This is a genomic window from Streptomyces sp. NPDC042371 (genome assembly GCF_056437465.1).
The window spans coordinates 299,015-315,186 of sequence record NZ_JBWKAP010000001.1 but is presented as its reverse complement, the minus strand read 5'-3'; the positions used below and the strand labels follow the sequence as shown (position 1 = coordinate 315,186).

Annotated in this window: 13 protein-coding genes; 7 read left to right on the top strand and 6 right to left on the bottom strand. The window is 71.9% G+C overall.

What is annotated here, in order from left to right; genetic code table 11:
• Window positions 1–101: 101 nt before the first annotated feature.
• Entirely contained in the window at window positions 102–983 is an 882-nt protein-coding gene (gene panB / locus AC068B_RS01395; protein WP_478668224.1) for a 3-methyl-2-oxobutanoate hydroxymethyltransferase, read from the bottom strand.
• Between the two features lie 418 nt (window positions 984–1,401).
• Here panB and AC068B_RS01390 point away from each other — a divergent pair, with 418 nt between their 5' ends.
• From AC068B_RS01390 to AC068B_RS01375, 4 genes are all read left to right on the top strand, one after another.
• Window positions 1,402–3,000 (top strand): MFS transporter, encoded by a 1,599-nt coding sequence (locus AC068B_RS01390; RefSeq protein ID WP_478668223.1) that lies wholly within the window; start codon window positions 1,402–1,404, stop codon window positions 2,998–3,000.
• An 80-nt stretch (window positions 3,001–3,080) separates the two neighbouring features.
• Entirely contained in the window at window positions 3,081–3,716 is a 636-nt protein-coding gene (locus AC068B_RS01385) for a TetR/AcrR family transcriptional regulator (protein WP_478669204.1), read from the top strand.
• Between the two features lie 186 nt (window positions 3,717–3,902).
• Entirely contained in the window at window positions 3,903–4,928 is a 1,026-nt protein-coding gene (locus tag AC068B_RS01380; protein ID WP_478668221.1) for an endonuclease/exonuclease/phosphatase family protein, read from the top strand.
• A gap of 149 nt (window positions 4,929–5,077) precedes the next feature.
• The gene (locus tag AC068B_RS01375) at window positions 5,078–6,292 is read left to right on the top strand and encodes an MFS transporter (RefSeq protein WP_478668219.1); all 1,215 of its coding nucleotides are present in this window, start codon (window positions 5,078–5,080) and stop codon (window positions 6,290–6,292) included.
• Window positions 6,293–6,419: 127 nt separating this feature from the next.
• Here AC068B_RS01375 and AC068B_RS01370 read toward each other — a convergent pair whose 3' ends face one another.
• The 4 genes from AC068B_RS01370 to AC068B_RS01355 all read right to left on the bottom strand — a co-directional run bounded on the left by AC068B_RS01370 (window position 6,420) and on the right by AC068B_RS01355 (window position 11,532).
• Window positions 6,420–8,180 (bottom strand): NAD+ synthase, encoded by a 1,761-nt coding sequence (locus AC068B_RS01370; protein WP_478668217.1) that lies wholly within the window; start codon window positions 8,178–8,180, stop codon window positions 6,420–6,422.
• A 46-nt stretch (window positions 8,181–8,226) separates the two neighbouring features.
• Window positions 8,227–9,051 carry a DUF4190 domain-containing protein gene (locus AC068B_RS01365; protein ID WP_478668215.1) on the bottom strand — a complete coding sequence of 275 codons (825 nt, stop codon included), beginning with the start codon at window positions 9,049–9,051 and terminating at the stop codon, window positions 8,227–8,229.
• A 168-nt stretch (window positions 9,052–9,219) separates the two neighbouring features.
• Window positions 9,220–10,857, bottom strand: coding sequence for a multicopper oxidase family protein (locus tag AC068B_RS01360; protein ID WP_478668213.1), 1,638 nt, complete (start codon window positions 10,855–10,857; stop codon window positions 9,220–9,222).
• A 135-nt stretch (window positions 10,858–10,992) separates the two neighbouring features.
• A complete protein-coding gene (locus AC068B_RS01355; RefSeq protein ID WP_478668211.1) occupies window positions 10,993–11,532 on the bottom strand; it encodes a hypothetical protein in 540 nt (179 codons plus the stop codon).
• 70 nt (window positions 11,533–11,602) lie between these two features.
• Here AC068B_RS01355 and gadC point away from each other — a divergent pair, with 70 nt between their 5' ends.
• From gadC to AC068B_RS01340, 3 genes are all read left to right on the top strand, one after another.
• Window positions 11,603–13,069 carry a glutamate/gamma-aminobutyrate antiporter GadC gene (gene gadC, locus AC068B_RS01350; RefSeq protein ID WP_478668209.1) on the top strand — a complete coding sequence of 489 codons (1,467 nt, stop codon included), beginning with the start codon at window positions 11,603–11,605 and terminating at the stop codon, window positions 13,067–13,069.
• Window positions 13,070–13,136: 67 nt separating this feature from the next.
• Complete coding sequence (locus tag AC068B_RS01345) at window positions 13,137–13,871, top strand: DUF998 domain-containing protein (RefSeq protein WP_478668208.1); 735 nt, start codon at window positions 13,137–13,139, stop codon at window positions 13,869–13,871.
• Window positions 13,868–14,674, top strand: a complete 807-nt coding sequence (locus tag AC068B_RS01340) for an alpha/beta fold hydrolase (protein WP_478668206.1) — start codon at window positions 13,868–13,870, stop codon at window positions 14,672–14,674. The genes AC068B_RS01345 and AC068B_RS01340 overlap by 4 nt, the downstream gene beginning before the upstream one ends.
• A 357-nt stretch (window positions 14,675–15,031) precedes the next feature.
• Here the strand turns inward: AC068B_RS01340 and AC068B_RS01335 are convergent, their stop codons facing one another.
• Entirely contained in the window at window positions 15,032–16,087 is a 1,056-nt protein-coding gene (locus AC068B_RS01335) for a LacI family DNA-binding transcriptional regulator (RefSeq protein ID WP_478668205.1), read from the bottom strand.
• Window positions 16,088–16,172 lie beyond the last annotated feature (85 nt).

Genomic DNA, 16,172 nt, shown 5'->3' with positions numbered 1-16,172 from the left:
CCCCGACATCCGGTGGACGGCCGCCCGCGGAAAGAGCGGCAGCCCGTCGACGGGGGAAGATCGACGGGCTGCCGTGGTGCCGCGGTGGACTCAGGCGGTCATCAGTGGACCGCGTGCTCGGGTGCCGGGAACGCGCCGCCCACGACATCCTCGGCGAACGCCTTCGCCGCGCCCGCCATGACGCCCCGCAGCTCCGCGTACTGCTTCACGAAGCGCGGCATCTTCCCGCCGGTCAGGCCCATCATGTCCGTCCAGACCAGCACTTGCGCGTCGCAGTCGGAGCCCGCGCCGATCCCGACGGTCGGGATGTGCAGGGAGCGGGTGACCTCGGCGGCGAGCTCCGCGGGGACCAGCTCCAGGACGACCGCGAACGCGCCCGCGTCCTGCGCGGCCTTGGCGTCGTTGAGGAGCCGGTGGGCGGCCTCGTCGCCGCGGCCCTGCACGCGGTAGCCCATGGTGTTCACGGACTGCGGGGTCAGGCCGAGGTGGGACATGACGGGGATGCCCGACTGGACCAGCAACTCGGTCTGGGCGAGGGAGCGTTCGCCGCCCTCCAGCTTCACAGCGCCGACGCCCGCCTCCTTCACCAGGCGGGTCGCCGACCGGAGCGCCTGTACGGGGCCCTCCTGGTACGAGCCGAACGGCAGGTCGCCGACGATCAGGGCACGGCTCGTGCCCCGTACGACCGCGGCGGACAGCATGGCCATCTCGTCGAGGGTGACGGGCACGGTGGTCTCGTACCCGAGGTGGCAGTTGCCCGCCGAGTCGCCGACGAGCATGACGGGGATGCCCGCCTCGTCGAAGACGGACGCGGTCATCGCGTCGTAGGCGGTCAGCATGGGCCACTTCTCGCCGCGCTCCTTGGCGGCGGTGATGTCGCGCACGGTGATGCGCCGGGTGCCCTTGCCGCCGTACAGCGCTTTGCTGCTGTCGGGGCTCTGCGGGGCGTCGGCGCTCTTCTGGGCAGCCGAGAGCTGCGTCATCGCAACGGCTCCTTCTGTCATCTCGAGGCGCCCTGACGGCGTCCCCGGATCACCTCCATGGTGGCACCACGTGCCGGTCCGGGGCTAGTGCCTGTCCGGCGGATCAGGGCGCATGAGGGTGGCGGCCACCTTCCGGTGCAGGCGAGCGGGGTCTGGTGCGTCCAGCTGCAAGGCGGAGGAGGGCGGCAACGCAGTGGGGTCTCCCCTGCTCGAGCGAAGCCGAGAGCTCGGGGAAGTTGGCAACCGACGACAACGCGGCAGATGGGCGTGCCAGGCCCCGCGGCCCGCGCCCTGATCCGCCGGACAGGCACTGGTGCGGCGGCCTGTGATGCCGATCCGGGTAAAGCGCGGCTATACCGTTCGGCAAGGATTTCCAATACGAGACGGTATCGTATCGAAATGGATTTACGCTGTTCGCATGTCTTCCCCTGCCATGCCCGCCCCGCCCCGCATACCGGAAGCCGTCCACCGGCGCCGGTGGGCGATCCTCGGGGTGCTGATGCTCAGCCTGCTGATCGTCGTACTCGACAACTCGATCCTGAACGTCGCCATCAAGACGATCTCCACCCCCGAACCGACCGGTCTCGGAGCCACCCAGAGCGAGCTGGAATGGGCGATCAACGCCTACACGCTCGTCTTCGCGGGCCTCCTCTTCACCGCGGGCCTGCTCGGCGACCGGCTCGGCCGCAAGAAGGTCCTGCTCGGCGGCCTCGTCGTCTTCGGCATCGGATCGGCGCTCGCCGCGATGTCGGGCTCGCCCGTCCAGCTCATCGCCTTCCGCGCGGTGATGGGCCTCGGCGCGGCCTTCGTGATGCCCGCCACCCTCGCCGTCCTCATGAACGTCTTCGAGCGCGAGGAACAGCCCAAGGCCATCGGCATCTGGGCGGGCGGCGTCGGCCTCGCCATCGCCATCGGACCCATCACGGGCGGCGTGCTGCTCGACCACTTCTGGTGGGGCTCGGTCTTCCTCATCAACGTACCGATCGTGATCGTCGCCCTGGCCCTGATGGCCTGGCTGGTGCCCGACTCCCGCGACCCCGCGCCCGGCCGCATCGACCTCTTCGGCGTCGCGCTCTCCGTCGTCGGCCTGGTGCTCCTCGTCTACGGCATCATCAAGGGCGGCCAGCTCGCCGACTTCACCGACCCGGCCGTGCTCGGCACCGTCATCGCGGGCCTCGCCGTGCTGATCGCCTTCGTGCTGTACGAGAAGCGCAGCGACCATCCCTCCATCGACATCACGTACTTCAAGAACCGGGTGTTCTCCGCGGCGATCGCCGCCATAGCGCTGGTCTTCTTCGCGCTGATGGGCGTCACCTTCTTCTCGGTCTTCTACACCCAGAGCGTGCGGGGCTACTCGCCGCTGCAGACCGGCCTGCTGATGCTGCCGCTGGCCGTCGCCCAGCTCATCTTCGCGCCGCGCGCCCGCCTGGTCGTCGACCGCTTCGGCGTCCGGGCCGTGTGCACCGGCGGACTGCTCCTGCTCACGGCGACCCTGGCGGCCTTCACGCTGCTCGACGCCGACACCCCGATCTGGCTCCTGGAAGTCGTCTTCTTCCTGATGGGCACCGGCATGGCGCACGTCATGACGCCCACCAGCGTCGTGATCATGCAGGCGCTGCCGCGCGAGAAGGCCGGTTCCGCGTCCGCGCTGAGCAACACCTTCCGGCAGGTCGGCGGCGCCCTCGGCATCGCGGTCCTCGGCTCCGTGCTCTCCACGGCGTACCGCAACGGGATCGAGGACAAGCTGACCGCGCTGCCCGAAGGGGCGCGGCACACCGCGGGCGAGTCCATCGAGGCGACCCTCGGCGTCGCGGCGAAGCTCGGCCCCAGGGGTGAACCCCTGGTCTCCGCCGCCAACGACTCCTTCCTGCACGCCATGCACGTCACGGCGCTGTGCGGCGCGGGCGTCGCCGTGCTCGGCGCGCTGGTCGTCTTCCTCTTCCTGCCGGGACGGACGCCGCCGGACGCGGGACCGCGGCAGGAAACGGACGAGGCGGTGGGCGCCGCCGGGCGCTGAGGCCCTGAGGCAGAATCGGCCCGGCGGTCGGCCGGGGGGCCGGCGCGGAGAGAGGGAGAGACGACGTGATCCACAAGGGCGTGCGTGTCGCGGACGACGATGACGCAGCGAAGGCGACGCCCCTCGCCAGGAACGGCCGGGGACGGCCCAGGAGCGAGGCCGTGGAGCAGGCGATCATCGAGGGCGTCGTGCGGCTCCTGGAGGACGGCGTCTCCCTCACCGAGCTGTCCATAGAGCGGATCGCCCGCACCGCCGGTGTCGGCAAGGCCACCATCTACCGCCGCTGGGACGGCAAGGAGGCCCTCTTCGTCGACGTCATGCGCGCCTTCGAGGAGCCCGACCCCGAGCGGCCCGGCACCTCGATGCGCGACGACCTCGTCTGCATCCTGGAGAGCCTGCGCCGCCGCGGCCTGACCATGCGCTCATCGGCCCTGCTGCACAACGTCTTCGCACAGATGAAGGCCCTGCCCAAGCTGGCGGAGGCGTATCAGGAGACGGTCGTCGCGCCCCGCCGCCGCATCATCCTCGACGTGCTGCGGCAGGGCGTCGCCGACGGCGAACTGCGCCCGGACATCGACCTGGAGATGGCCAACGACCTGTTCGTGGGACCCATGCTGCTGCGCACGATCCTGCGGCCCGGCGCACCGCTCGACGACCACCTCGCGGAGCGGATCGTCGACACCGCACTCGAAGGTCTGCGGCCCGCCGCGCGCTGACTCGCGGTTATGCGCATTTCGTCACAGAGGAAGCTCTCCGCCGCTGATCAGGAACCCGTCGCGGCGCCCCGTTCGTCCTGGTGCCTGTACGGCCGTCGTGGACGGCAGGGACGACACCGGATCATCGCCTAGGGTTTCAGGGGCGGGACAGACGGTGGGCACGGCAGGCAGTGAGGCGACGAGAGCATGGCGCAGGCGTATATGACGGAGACGGGCGACGGCGGCTCGGGCCCCGAGCGTCCGGGATCCCGGTTCCGCCGCCTGCTGGAAGGCTGGCGGGGCGACCCGGACATCTGGCGGCGCGGGCTGGTCACGGCGGGGATCGCGATCTTCCTCGCGCTGGTGATGCTCTTCCACGCGCAGATCCCGAACAACGTGGGCAACCTCGGCTCGCTGACCGAGACCTTCCTGCCCTGGCTCGGCCTCTTCATCCCGGTGCTGCTGGTCGTCGCGGTGGTCCGCAAGTCCGCCACCGCGCTCATCGCCCTGCTGCTGCCGGTGATCATCTGGACCAACTCCTTCGGCGGGCTGATCACCGGCAAGTCGGGCACCGGCGGCGACCTCACCGTCGCCACGCACAACGTGAACGCGGACAACCCCGACCCGACGGGCACCGCCCAGGACGTCGCGGCCTCCGGCGCCGACGTGGTCGCCCTGGAGGAGCTCACGCCGGACGCCGTGCCCGTGTACGAGAAGGCGCTCGCGGGCGAGTACAAGTACCACGCGGTCAAGGGCACCGTCGGCCTCTGGAGCAAGTACCCGCTGTCCGACACCCGGCCCGTCGACATCAAGCTCGGCTGGGTCCGCGCGCTGCGCACGACCGTGACCACCCCCAAGGGCGAGGTCGCCGTCCACGTCGCACACCTGCCTTCGGTGCGCGTGAAGCTCGACGCGGGCTTCACCGCAAGCCAGCGCGACGACAGCGCCGACGCCCTCGGCGAGGCCATCGCCGACGAGAAGATCGGCAAGGTCATCCTGCTCGGCGACCTGAACGGCACGATGAACGACCGCGCATTGAACGCGGTCACCTCGCAGCTGCGGTCCACCCAGGGCGCGGCGGGCGACGGCTTCGGCTTCAGCTGGCCCGCGTCGTTCCCGATGGCGCGCATCGACCAGATCATGGTCAAGGGCGTCGAGCCGGTCTCCTCCTGGACGCTGCCGGAGACGGGCAGCGACCACCTGCCGATCGCGGCGCGGGTCGACCTCTCGTAAAGAGCCTGTGTCGTCCGTACGTGACCTCGCCGATCCCTGACTGATCCACCCGCACGGAATACTCGGTGCGCGGGACTTTGTTCCGCAAGTAAACTTACGGGTTCTCTGTCACTCCGCACCGCTCCTGTTTCCGTGGAAGGTACTTCTTCATGCCCCTGGCCCTGCTCGCCCTCGCCGTGGGCGCCTTCGGCATCGGCACCACCGAGTTCGTGATGATGGGCCTGCTGCCCAACGTCGCCGACGACCTGGACATCTCCCTCCCCGTCGCCGGACACCTGGTCTCCGCGTACGCGCTCGGCGTCGTCATCGGCGCCCCGCTGCTCGCCGCCGTCACCGCGAAGCTCCCGCGCCGCCGCGTCCTCATCGGCCTCATGGTGCTCTTCGTGGTCGGCAACGCGCTCTCGGCGGCCGCCCCCGACTACCACCTCCTGATGGCCGCGCGCTTCCTCAGCGGACTGCCGCACGGCGCGTTCTTCGGCGTCGGCGCGGTCGTCGCCACCGGGCTCGTCGGCCCCGAGCGCAAGGCCCGCTCGGTGTCCCTGATGTTCCTCGGCCTGACCGTCGCCAACATCGTGGGCGTGCCGGTCGGCACGGCGATGGGACAGCAGCTCGGCTGGCGCGCCACGTTCCTCGCGGTGAGCGCCATCGGGCTCGCGGCCATCGCCGCGCTCGCCCTCCTGGTCCCCGCCGACCACGGCCACGGCGACGCCACCGGCCTGCGCGGCGAGCTCCGGGCGCTGCGCAGCGTCCCCGTCTGGCTGGCGCTCGGCACGACCGTCGCCGGATTCGGCGCGCTGTTCTCGGCGTACAGCTACATCACGCCGATGCTGACGGACTCGGCGGGCTACGCGGAGTCCAGCGTCACGCTCCTCCTGGCGCTGTTCGGCGTGGGCGCGACCGTGGGCAACCTCCTGGGCGGCCGCCTCGCCGACCACTCCCTGCGCGGCACGCTCTTCGGCGGGCTCACGGCCCTCGCCGTGGTCCTCGCCCTCTTCCCGCTGCTCATGAGCGCCGGGTGGAGCGCGGCGCTCGCCGTCTTCCTGCTCGGCATGGCGGCCTTCACGACGGGCTCGCCGCTGCAGCTCATGGTCATGGAGAAGGCGGCCGCGGCCCCGTCCCTGGCCTCCTCCGCCAACCAGGGTGCGTTCAACCTCGCCAACGCGGGCGGCGCCTGGATCGGTGGCCTCGCCCTCGCGGCGAACCTCGGCGTGACGTCCCCCGCGGTGACGGGCGCCCTCCTCGCGGTCCTCGGCCTCGCGGTGGCCGGGGTGGCGTACGTGGTGGATCTGCGGCGGGGGCCCGTGGCGGGCGTGGAGCGGGTGGTGGCGACGGGCACGCCGTCGCGGGAGCCGTCGCACCACTGAGCGACGTCGCCTCGCTGAGGCGGTCTTTCCCTGAGCCCTCCCTGAACCGATCTGCCCCCTGCCGCCGTGTGGCGACAGGGGGCAGATCGCGTCCGGGCGTACCGGTCAGCCGGTCCGGGCGTACCGGTCAGCCGGTCGCGGACTCACGCCAGCGGTTGGTGATGGGCAGGCGGCGGTCCTTGCCGAAGCCCTTCGCGGAGATCTTCGTGCCCGGCGGGTACTGGCGCCGCTTGTACTCGGCGGTGTCCACCATCCGCAGCGTCTTCGTGACCAGCTCCCGGTCGTAGCCCGCGGCCACGATCGTGTCGGCGCCCTGGTCCCGGTCGACATAGAGCTCCAGGATCGCGTCCAGGACCGGGTAGTCGGGGAGCGAGTCCGTGTCGACCTGGTCCGGGCGCAGCTCGGCGCTCGGCGGCTTGCTGATGGAGTTCTCCGGGATCGGCGGCGTCTGCCCCCGCTCCTGCGCCGCGCGGTTGCGCCACTGGGCGAGCCGGAAGATCGCCGTCTTGTAGACGTCCTTGATGGGGCCGTACGCGCCGACGGAGTCGCCGTAGAGCGTCGAATAGCCGACCGCGAGCTCGGACTTGTTGCCCGGCGCGAGCACGATGTGCCCCTCCTGGTTGGAGAGGGCCATCAGCATCGTGCCGCGCAGCCGCGACTGCAGGTTCTCCTCGGCGAGACCGGTGAGGCCGAGCGAGCCCATGTAGGCGTCGAACATCGGCGCGATCGGCACGGTCCGGAAGTTCAGCCCGGTGCGCCGCGCCAGCTCCTCCGCGTCGCCGATGGAGTGGTCCGACGAGTAGCGGGACGGCATGGCGACGCCGTACACGTTCTGCGCGCCGAGCGCGTCGCAGGCGATGGCGGCGGTGATCGCGGAGTCGATGCCGCCGGAGAGCCCGATCAGGACGCTGCTGAAACCGTTCTTCGCGGCGTACGCACGCAGCCCCACGACCAGCGCCGAGTACACCTCCTCGTCGTCGTCGAGCCGCTCGGCGTACCCGCCGGTGAGCTCGCCCTCGTACGCGGGAAGGGGCTCCTCCGACAGCGTGACGTGCTCGATGCGCAGCCCGTCGTCCACGACGCCGGACGGCGGCACGGGCGCGGCGGCCGGCAGCTCCAGGTCCAGCACGATGCAGCCCTCGGCGAACTGCGGGGCGCGCGCGATGACGTCGCCGTCCTTGTCGACCACGATCGAGTCGCCGTCGAAGACCAGCTCGTCCTGCCCGCCGATCATGGCGAGGTAGGCGGTGGTGCAACCGGCCTCCTGCGCGCGCTTGCGCACGAGCTCCAGGCGCTGGTCGTCCTTGTTCTGCTCGTACGGCGACGCGTTGATGGAGAGCAGCAGCCCCGCCCCCGCGCTGCGGGTCGCCGGTACGCGGCCGCCGTCCTGCCAGAGGTCCTCGCAGATGGCGAGCGCGACATCGACGCCGTGCACGCGCACGACCGGCAGCGTCTCGCCCGGCACGAAGTAGCGGAACTCGTCGAAGACGCCGTAGTTGGGGAGGTGGTGCTTGGAGTAGGTCAGGACGGCCTCGCCGCGGTACAGCACGGCGCCCGCGTTGCGCGGGGCCCCGGCGGGCTGGCCGAACTTCGGCTTGGCCTCCTCGGTGCGGTCGAGATACCCGACGACGACCGGCAGCTCCCCGAACCCCTCGTCCCGCAGCCGCCCGGCGAGCGCATGCAGCGCGTCCCGAGAGGCCTGGACGAAGGACGAACGCAGGGCGAGGTCCTCGACGGGGTACCCGGTCAGCGCCATCTCGGGGAACGCGACGAGATGCGCCCCCTGCTCGGCGGAGTGCCGGGTCCAGTGGACGACCGCCTCGGCGTTCCCGGCGAGATCGCCGACGGTCGAGTCGATCTGATTCAGAGCGAGGCGTAGTTGAGGCACGAATTCAGTGTAATCGTCAGAGCGACGCGATGGCCTGTCGGGCGGGTCACCTCAGGGGGCCCGACCAGCTCTCGCTGTCGTACGTGAATGCGCCGGGCTCGACCTGGACCTCCAAGGCCGATGCCGCGTCGGGGGGAAGGCTCACCGCGTACGTGGCGCTGGCCTGCTCCCCGGGCTGCAGTTCGCCAGCAAGCTTCCTCGGCATGTCGCCAGCGAAGATCATCTCTCCCTGTGCGCCGTCGGCGTCCTTGAACGTCACCGTGGACAGATCCAGGTCGATGGCGCTTCCCGAGCCGTTGGCCACGGTGATCTTGACGGTCAGAGCCTTGTTGCCCTGGGTGTGGCCCAGGGCGTAGGGGCCCGGCTGGTAGGGAGAGGGGCGGGACACGGTCACCTTCACGCCGTCGTCGTACGCGAACGCCTCCCCGAACCGCAGAGCCTCGGAGCCGCTCTCCGTGCGATGTCCGGACGGCTCGTCGGTCGTGACCGACGGCTCCTTCTTGCCGCCCGTGCTGTGCAGCTCGTCCACCGCGTCGTTGACGGCCGAGACGGTGATGGCGAGCCCGATGACCGCGAGGATCGCGGCGACCGCCCCGAGCGACGTGCCCCAGATCGCCACGCTCTTGTTGTCGGCCTGGCCTTTGCGGGCGCGCCCGATCCCGACGCAGCCGAAGACCAGCGCCAGGACGGCGAGGGCCCCCGCGGCCCAGAAGAGCAGTGGAATCAGCCCGCACAGCACGCCGATGATGCCGAGCACCAGGGACGCGACACCGAGGCCGTTGCGGAGCGGCTGCGGCTGCGGCGGTGGTGACGGTTGGGGCGGCCGTTGCCCCCATTGGGGTGGTGGGGGAGAGGCGCCGGGCGTGGTCATGGCAGGGCCCCTTCGGGAAGGGGCAGGTCAGGTGACGGCCTGCGGGGGTTATGCGGACATTATCCCTCTTTCTGTCGAGAGTGCCCACTTTCACGGGGAGCCCGGGCGGTGCTCCCGGACGGGTGTCCGGGAGCACCACCCACGCGCTCCGGCCTGCGGAACTACCCGTCAGGCGCGGTAACCGAGCACCGTCATCATTCCCGCCTCCGCGTGGTACACGTTGTGGCAGTGGAGCATCCACAGGCCCGGGTTGTCCGCCTCGAAGTCCACCGACAGGCTGCCGTTCGGCAGGATGATCGCCGTGTCCTTGCGGGGGCCTCCGCGCACGCCCGCCAGGGCGAAGGTGTGGCCGTGCAGGTGGACGGGGTGCCACATCGTGGTCGCGTTGGCGAAGGTCAGGCGGACCCGCTCGCCCGCGCGGACGGGGTGGCGCTGCCCAGGGGAGTAGGGCTTCTTGTCGAAGGCCCAGTCGTACTTCGCCATGCCGCCCGTCAGGCGGATCCTGATCGTGCGGTCCGGCCTGCGGGAGGGCAGGGCCACGGATTCGTGCGACCGCAGCTTGTCCGCCGTCAGGAGGCGGCCCGTCAGCTCGCCGGGCCGGGTCGACGCCGTCGGCGGGGCCCCGCCGCCCGTGCGCAGCACCGCGAGCGCCGCCGCCTTCTTGCCCTCGGCCAGCGCGGTCAGTGGGAAGACGCCGTCCTTGGCGGTGACCACCACGTCGTACCGCTCGCCCATGCCGAGGAGCAGCGCGTCGGTCTTCGCGTGCCGCACGGGGAAGCCGTCCGTGTGCGTCACCGTCATCTCGTGGCCGCCGAGCGCCACCCGGAACGCCGTGTCACCGCCCGCGTTGATGATGCGCAGGCGGATGCGGTCGCCGGGGCGGGCGCGGAACTGCGAAGGTGCCTTGGCCGTGCGCCCGTTGATCAGGTAGTGCGGGTAGGCGACGTCGCCCGCGTCGCCGCCGAGCAGATCGCTCTTGGCGCCCATCATCATTCGGGAGGGGCCGGTCGGCGTGCTGGACATGTTCGACATGTCGTGGCCGCCGTGGCCCCCGGAGTCGTCGCCTCCCATGTCGTGGTCGGCCATGCCCCTGCTCAGCTCCGCGAGCACGCCGTCCGGGGTCGATCCGTCCACTCCGTCGACCCAGTCGTCGAGGACGATCACCCACTCCTTGTCGTACTTCAGGGGCTCCCTGGGGTCCTCGACGATCAGTGGCGCGTACAGACCGCGGTCCTGCTGGGTGCCGGAGTGGGGGTGGAACCAGTACGTCCCCGGGTGCGGCACCGCGAAGCGGTAGGTGAAGTCGGAACCCGGCTGCACGTCCTGCTGGGTGAGGCCGGGGACGCCGTCCATGTCGTTGCGCAGGGCGATGCCGTGCCAGTGCAGGGACGTGGCCTGCGGGAGGTGGTTGGCGAGGGTGAGGGCGAGGGTGTCGCCCGCGGTGACGCGGACCTCCTTGCCGGGGAGCCGGTCCCCGTACGCCCACGTCCTGACCGTGGGGCCGCCCAGGTCGAGCTTGGCCTCCACGGCCGTCAGCTTCACCTCGCGGGTCCTGCCGCCCCGGCCGCGCTTCTTCTCGGCGGCCGCGACCTCCTTGCCCGCCGGGTCCACATAGCCCTCGGGTCCTTCGGAGCCGGACGCCCCGCCCCGGCCGCCCCGGCCGCCGTGACCGCCGTGGCCGCCCGGGTCCGCGTCGGAACAGGCCGTCAGGATTCCCGTCCCCGCGACCGCGGCCGCGGCGCCGAGCACGGAGCGCCGCGAAGGGACGCGCGGAGAAGCATTTTCACGCATGACTGTTTTACGCATGACTGAGTGACACCTCGTCGTGTGGTGCGTGCAGATGGGCGCATCCGCTGCTTCTGGTACACCGCTCGACGCCCGCAGGTTCCCACCAGGACCCCACGAGCTCCGCGGGCAGCACGAAGCAGCCGGTGCGCAGGCCTAAATGCGCAGCACCGACAGATGGGCGAGGAGTATCCGAGGCGGCGGCGGGTTGGGCCGCAGGGTGTGCAGGAGCCGTCCCGGCGCGGGCAGCTGGGCGAGCGTCCCACCCGGCCGCAGCAGTCCGGCCCGCACGAGCGCGAGGAGCGTGAACGCGCCCAGTACCGCCAGGCACACGGACAGCGGATCCATCGCCATCCCGCCGTGCGAGTCGGGAGAGGGGGCGGGAGCGGAGGCGGAGGTGGGGGTGGAGGTAGGGGAGGAGGCGGGCGCGGCAACGTGTCCGGGCGAGGTCGTATCGAGCTCGGACGAGGTCGCATCGCGCTCGTGCGGCGCTGCGCCCCGCTCGTCCAGGGCCCGCGCCCCGCCCATGCCATGCCCCATCGCGGACGACACGGTGCCGGACCCGGCGGACCGGGCCGCCCCACCCTCATGCCCGCCCGAGGGATGCCCCAACGTATGCATCGTCACGATCCCGAGCAGCAGCGCGGCGAGCAGCAGCAGCCGCCCGTGACCCGTGCCGTTCCTCGTCCTCGCCATGCGGCGAACCCTACCCCCGCCGGGTATCCGGCGACATGCGGACCCCCACCGCTCCGACGATCATGAGCGCATGACGAACACGGACGAACCCGTACAGACCGGTACGGGGAGCCTGCCGGAGCCGGACCCTGCCATTCCGCGGCAGTTCATCTCCTGGGTGACGCTCGCCCTGATGACCACCGCGTCCGTCGCCAGCCTGCGCCCCTCGCCGTCGATGGCCATCTACGGCCTGGCCGCGGTCTTCCTCTACCTCCTGCCCGCCGTGGTCTTCCTGCTCCCCACCGCCCTGGTCGGCGCCGAGCTCGCCTCCGGGTGGTCCGGCGGCATCTACAGGTGGGTGAGCGAGGGGCTGGGCAAGCCGCTGGGGTTCGTGGCGGTGTGGTGCCAGTTCGCGATGACCATCGCGTACTACCCGAGCCTGCTCGCCTACGTGGCCTCGACGTTCGCGTACGTCATCCATCCGAGCCTCGCCGAGAACGGCCCCTACGTAGCGATCGTCATCGTCGTCATCTACTGGACGGGCGTCTGGATCACGTGCCGGGGGACCAAGACGGTCGCCGGGCTCTCCTCCCTGGGGCTGATCATCGGCACCCTCATCCCCGGTGTCGTCCTCGTCGTCCTCGGCATCGTCTTCCTGGGGCAGGGCAACGCGTCCGCCGCGCCCATGAGCCCCGACCACTGGCTGCCCCCGTGGACCGGCCTCGCCAGCCTGGTGCTCATCGTCAACAACTTCCTCTCCTACGCGGGCATGGAGATGAACGGCGTCCACGTCTCGTCGCTGCGCCATCCCCGCGCCGAGTACCCGCGCTCGATCTTCCTCGCCACCGGCCTCGTCCTGCTGATCTTCATCCTTCCGGCCCTGGCCATCAGCTGGGTCATGCCGTCGCGGGAGCTCAGTCTCACCGCCGGTCTGATGCAGGCCTTCCAGGCCTTCTTCGACCACTTCCACGTCGGCTGGATGACGAAGGTCGTCGGGATCATGCTCGTGATGGCGGCGCTCGGCGGCATGCTCACCTGGCTCGCGGGGCCCGCGAAGGGGCTGGTGACGCTCGCCCGGCAGGAGGGCTATCTGCCGCCGTTCCTGCAGAAGTTCAACAAGGCGGGCGTCCCGCGCAACATCATGATCGCGCAGGGTGTGGTCACCACGCTGATCGGTGTCCTCTACGCCTTCAGCGACGACGTCTCCAGCGCGTACTGGATGTTCTCCGTCATCACCGTGCAGATCTACCTCATCGCGTACCTGCTGATGTTCGTGACCGTCGTGCGGCTGCGGGCGTCGCAGCCGCAGGTGCCGCGCGGCTTCGTGGTCCCCGCGGTGAAGGTCGTCGCGGCCGTCGGCTTCGTCGCGTCGCTCGCCGCGCTCGCCATCGGCTTCGTGCCGCCCGACCAGTTCGGCAAGGGCCCGCTGTGGCGCTATCTGCTGATCGTCGGCGGCGGACTGCTCGCGCTCGGCGTCCTGGCGCCCGCGGCCTTCCTCAAGTACCGCAAACCCGGCTGGATCCACCCCGAACACAGGGCGACACATGCGACGAAATAGCGTGTACCCACCGATGTCATCACCCATGTCATCTCCGACGTCATCCCCTACGACGGCAGCCGTCCCCATGGCGAAACAGCAGCCCCGCACCGGGGGGCCCGTCCGGACCTCGCGATCAACCGCCGCACGCGTCCTCGCGGGCCTCCTGCTGGCGGGCGCCCTCGCGTACAGCACCTGGGCGGTCGAGGTGTTCCTGCCGACCGGGCTCTCGCCCCGCACGTCCTACGTCAGTGAACTCGCCGCAGAGGACCAGCCGTACGGAACGTTCTTCCGCACCGTGGACCTCTTCGCGGGCCTCCTCGTCCTTGCGGGTGCCCTGTGGGCTCTGCCGCGGCGGTCGCCACAGGGGCGGTGGGTCACCGTGGGCTGGGCGGGGCTCGCGCTGTTCGGGGCCGCCACCGCGGCCGACTCGCGGCTGCCGCTGAGCTGCGCGGCGACCGCCGACCCCGGCTGCGTCGCGCGGGAGCGGGCGGGCGAGGTCCCCTGGACGCACTCGGCGCATGCGGTCAGCAGCAGCGTCGCCGTCACCGGGGCGCTGGTCGCCATGGTGCTGCTCACGGTCGCCGCCCGCCGCCACGCCGACGCGTGGCCCGCGCTCGCGCGCACCGGGCCGGTTCTCGTCGTCCTCGAACTGGCCGCCACCGGCTGGACCCTGGTGTCCGTCGCCGCGTTCGACGCCGGTCGCGGGACGTGGGGCCTCGGGATCGGCCAGCGGCTGCAGGTGCTGTTCATCGCGGTGTGGCTGGTGGTGCTCGCGTGGTCGGTGGTGGCTCGCGCATCCGCGGAGGCACGGCAGGAGTGACGTTCGTACGGGTCGGGGGAGTGCCGCACCACGTCGAGGTGACGGGGAGCGGGCCGGTGTGCGTGCTCGGCGCCGGGCTCGGGCTCGGCTGGTTCGACTGGGACCCGGTGGTGCCGCTGCTGGCCCCGCACCGGACCGTGGTCCGCTTCGACCGGCCCGGACTCGGGCTCAGCGGCCCCGCGCGCGTAGCGCCCGCCGTGCGGGACGAGGCGGAGCGGATCCTGCGGGTCCTGGCGGCGGTGGGGCTCGGCGGGGCGCGGGTGACGGTGGTCGGGCACTCGCTCGCCGGGTTCCACGCGGAGGCGTTCGCGCGGCTGTACCCGGAGCGTACGGAGGGGCTCGTCCTCGTCGACTCCAGCGTGGAGGAGCGGCCGCGCACGTTCCTGCCGCGCGGGGCGCGGGTGGCGGCCACGCGCGCGTGGGGGACGTTGTTGTGCGCGGCGGGGCTGCCGAGGGCGACGGGACCGACCCTGCGACGCCTCGCGGCGCCGACGCCCTGGGCGTGGCTGTACGGGAGCAGCAGGGTGTGGCGTGCGGCGCTCATGGAGTACGCGACGTACGGCGACGCGGCACGTGAAATCGCCGCCCTCCGGCGCCGCCTGCCGCTGCCGGAAGGGGTCCCGGTGACGGTGCTCGCCGCATACGGGGGTGGCTCACGGCGGTGGCTGGAACGCCAGCGACGACTGGCCCACGGCCTCGGCGGGGCCTTCCACGTGGCAGAGCCCTCGGGACACCTCGTGATGCGGGACCGTCCCGCGGACGTGGCGGATGCGGTGCTCGCGGGGCGGCAGGGCATCACCTGACACCGGCGCCCGACGCGGCGCGGCGCGCGGGGATCGCCGCGTCACGGTGGCTGTCCCACGCGCCGGTCCGGCGCCCACGGCGCGCGTTGATCGCTGCGTCAGGGTGGTTGTCTCACCCCGCCGGTGCGGCGCCCGCGGTGCACCGGGGCCGCTGCCGCACGGCGGCCGTCCCGTCCATCGGTGCGGCGCCCGCGGCACACCGGGACCGCAGCCACTTGGCGGCCGCCTCACCCGCCGGTCCGGCGCCGGGGCGGGAGCGGGAGCGACGGTGCGGCCTGTCGGTCCCCGGCAACCCCCTGTCCGCCCCCCAGGCGTGCGCGGCCCCCCCGTCCGCCCCGCCCCACTCACACGCACCCCCTACCCCCCGGCCCCCCGAACCGTCCGCACACTGTCCCTGATCACGATGTGCGTGCCCAGGACGTGGCGTTCCTGGCCCGTGCGGGAGGAGCCGGAGAGGGCGCGGCGGACGGCCGTGCGGCCCATTTCCTCGGCGGGGATGTGGACGGTCGTCAGGCCGGGGGTGATGTCCCCGGCCACCGGGTCGTCGTTGTAGCCGACCACCGACATGTCCTCGGGGACCCGAAGGCCGTGCTCCCGCAGTGCGATGATCGCCGCCGCCGCGGCCCGGTCGTCGCCCGCGAAGACGGCCGTGAAGCGGGGCTTCCCGTCCGCCCGGTCGAGCAGCTCGCGCATCGCCTGGTAGCCGTGGTTCTGCCCGAAGCCCGTCCCGTGCACGACGGCCTCGCCGCGCGGCACCCCGTGGTCGTCCAGCGCCCGCAGGTAGCCCGCGAGACGGTCCTCGCCGGTCGTGTTGCCCGGCTCGTAGCCGAGCAGGGCGATCCGGCGGTGTCCGGCGCCGAGCAGATGGCTGGTCACGGCGTGGGCGCCCGCTTCGTTGTCGTACTCGACGACCAGCGCGGGCACGTCGGGCGTCGGCGCGGGGCGCCCGCACAGCACGAGGCGGGACCCGGCCGCCGCGAGCGCCTCGGCGTAGCGCGCCATCCGCTGCCGGTACTCGTCGTCCTGGATGACGCCGCCCACCAGCACCACGGCCTCCGCGGCCTGTTCGCGCATCATCTGGACCAGGGCCAGCTCACGGGCCGGATCGCTGCCCGTGGACGCGACCAGGGTGAGGCGGCCGCGCTGGGCGGCCTCCATCTCGACGCCCTGTGCGACCTGTGCGTAGAACGCCCCGACCACGTCGAACATCAGGACCGCGATCGTCTTGCGGCCCGCGCCCGCCAACGCGCGCGCGTGCGCGTTGGCGACGTAGTCCAGGTCCTTGACCGCCCGCAGCACCTTGGCGCGCGACGCCGTGGACGTCGGGTAGTTGCCCGCGAGGACCCGCGAGACGGTCGCTACCGAGACGCCCGCGCGCGCGGCCACCTCGCGGATGGTGACCCGCTCACCCACTGTGTCTCCCTCACCCGGCCATCGACCGGCTCTCGTCCGGCGGCCAACCCGCAGGATCCGGGGCGGAGTTGCCCCCACGGCAGTC

Excerpts from the sequence above, each read along its gene's own strand:
- panB (WP_478668224.1), bottom strand. The coding sequence starts at position 983 with ATGACGCAGCTCTCGGCTGCCCAGAAGAGCGCCGACGCCCCGCAGAGC.
- AC068B_RS01390 (WP_478668223.1), top strand. The coding sequence starts at position 1,402 with ATGTCTTCCCCTGCCATGCCCGCCCCGCCCCGCATACCGGAAGCCGTC.
- AC068B_RS01380 (WP_478668221.1), top strand. The coding sequence starts at position 3,903 with ATGGCGCAGGCGTATATGACGGAGACGGGCGACGGCGGCTCGGGCCCC.
- AC068B_RS01375 (WP_478668219.1), top strand. The coding sequence starts at position 5,078 with ATGCCCCTGGCCCTGCTCGCCCTCGCCGTGGGCGCCTTCGGCATCGGC.
- AC068B_RS01365 (WP_478668215.1), bottom strand. The coding sequence starts at position 9,051 with ATGACCACGCCCGGCGCCTCTCCCCCACCACCCCAATGGGGGCAACGG.
- AC068B_RS01360 (WP_478668213.1), bottom strand. The coding sequence starts at position 10,857 with ATGCGTAAAACAGTCATGCGTGAAAATGCTTCTCCGCGCGTCCCTTCG.
- AC068B_RS01355 (WP_478668211.1), bottom strand. The coding sequence starts at position 11,532 with ATGGCGAGGACGAGGAACGGCACGGGTCACGGGCGGCTGCTGCTGCTC.
- gadC (WP_478668209.1), top strand. The coding sequence starts at position 11,603 with ATGACGAACACGGACGAACCCGTACAGACCGGTACGGGGAGCCTGCCG.
- AC068B_RS01345 (WP_478668208.1), top strand. The coding sequence starts at position 13,137 with ATGGCGAAACAGCAGCCCCGCACCGGGGGGCCCGTCCGGACCTCGCGA.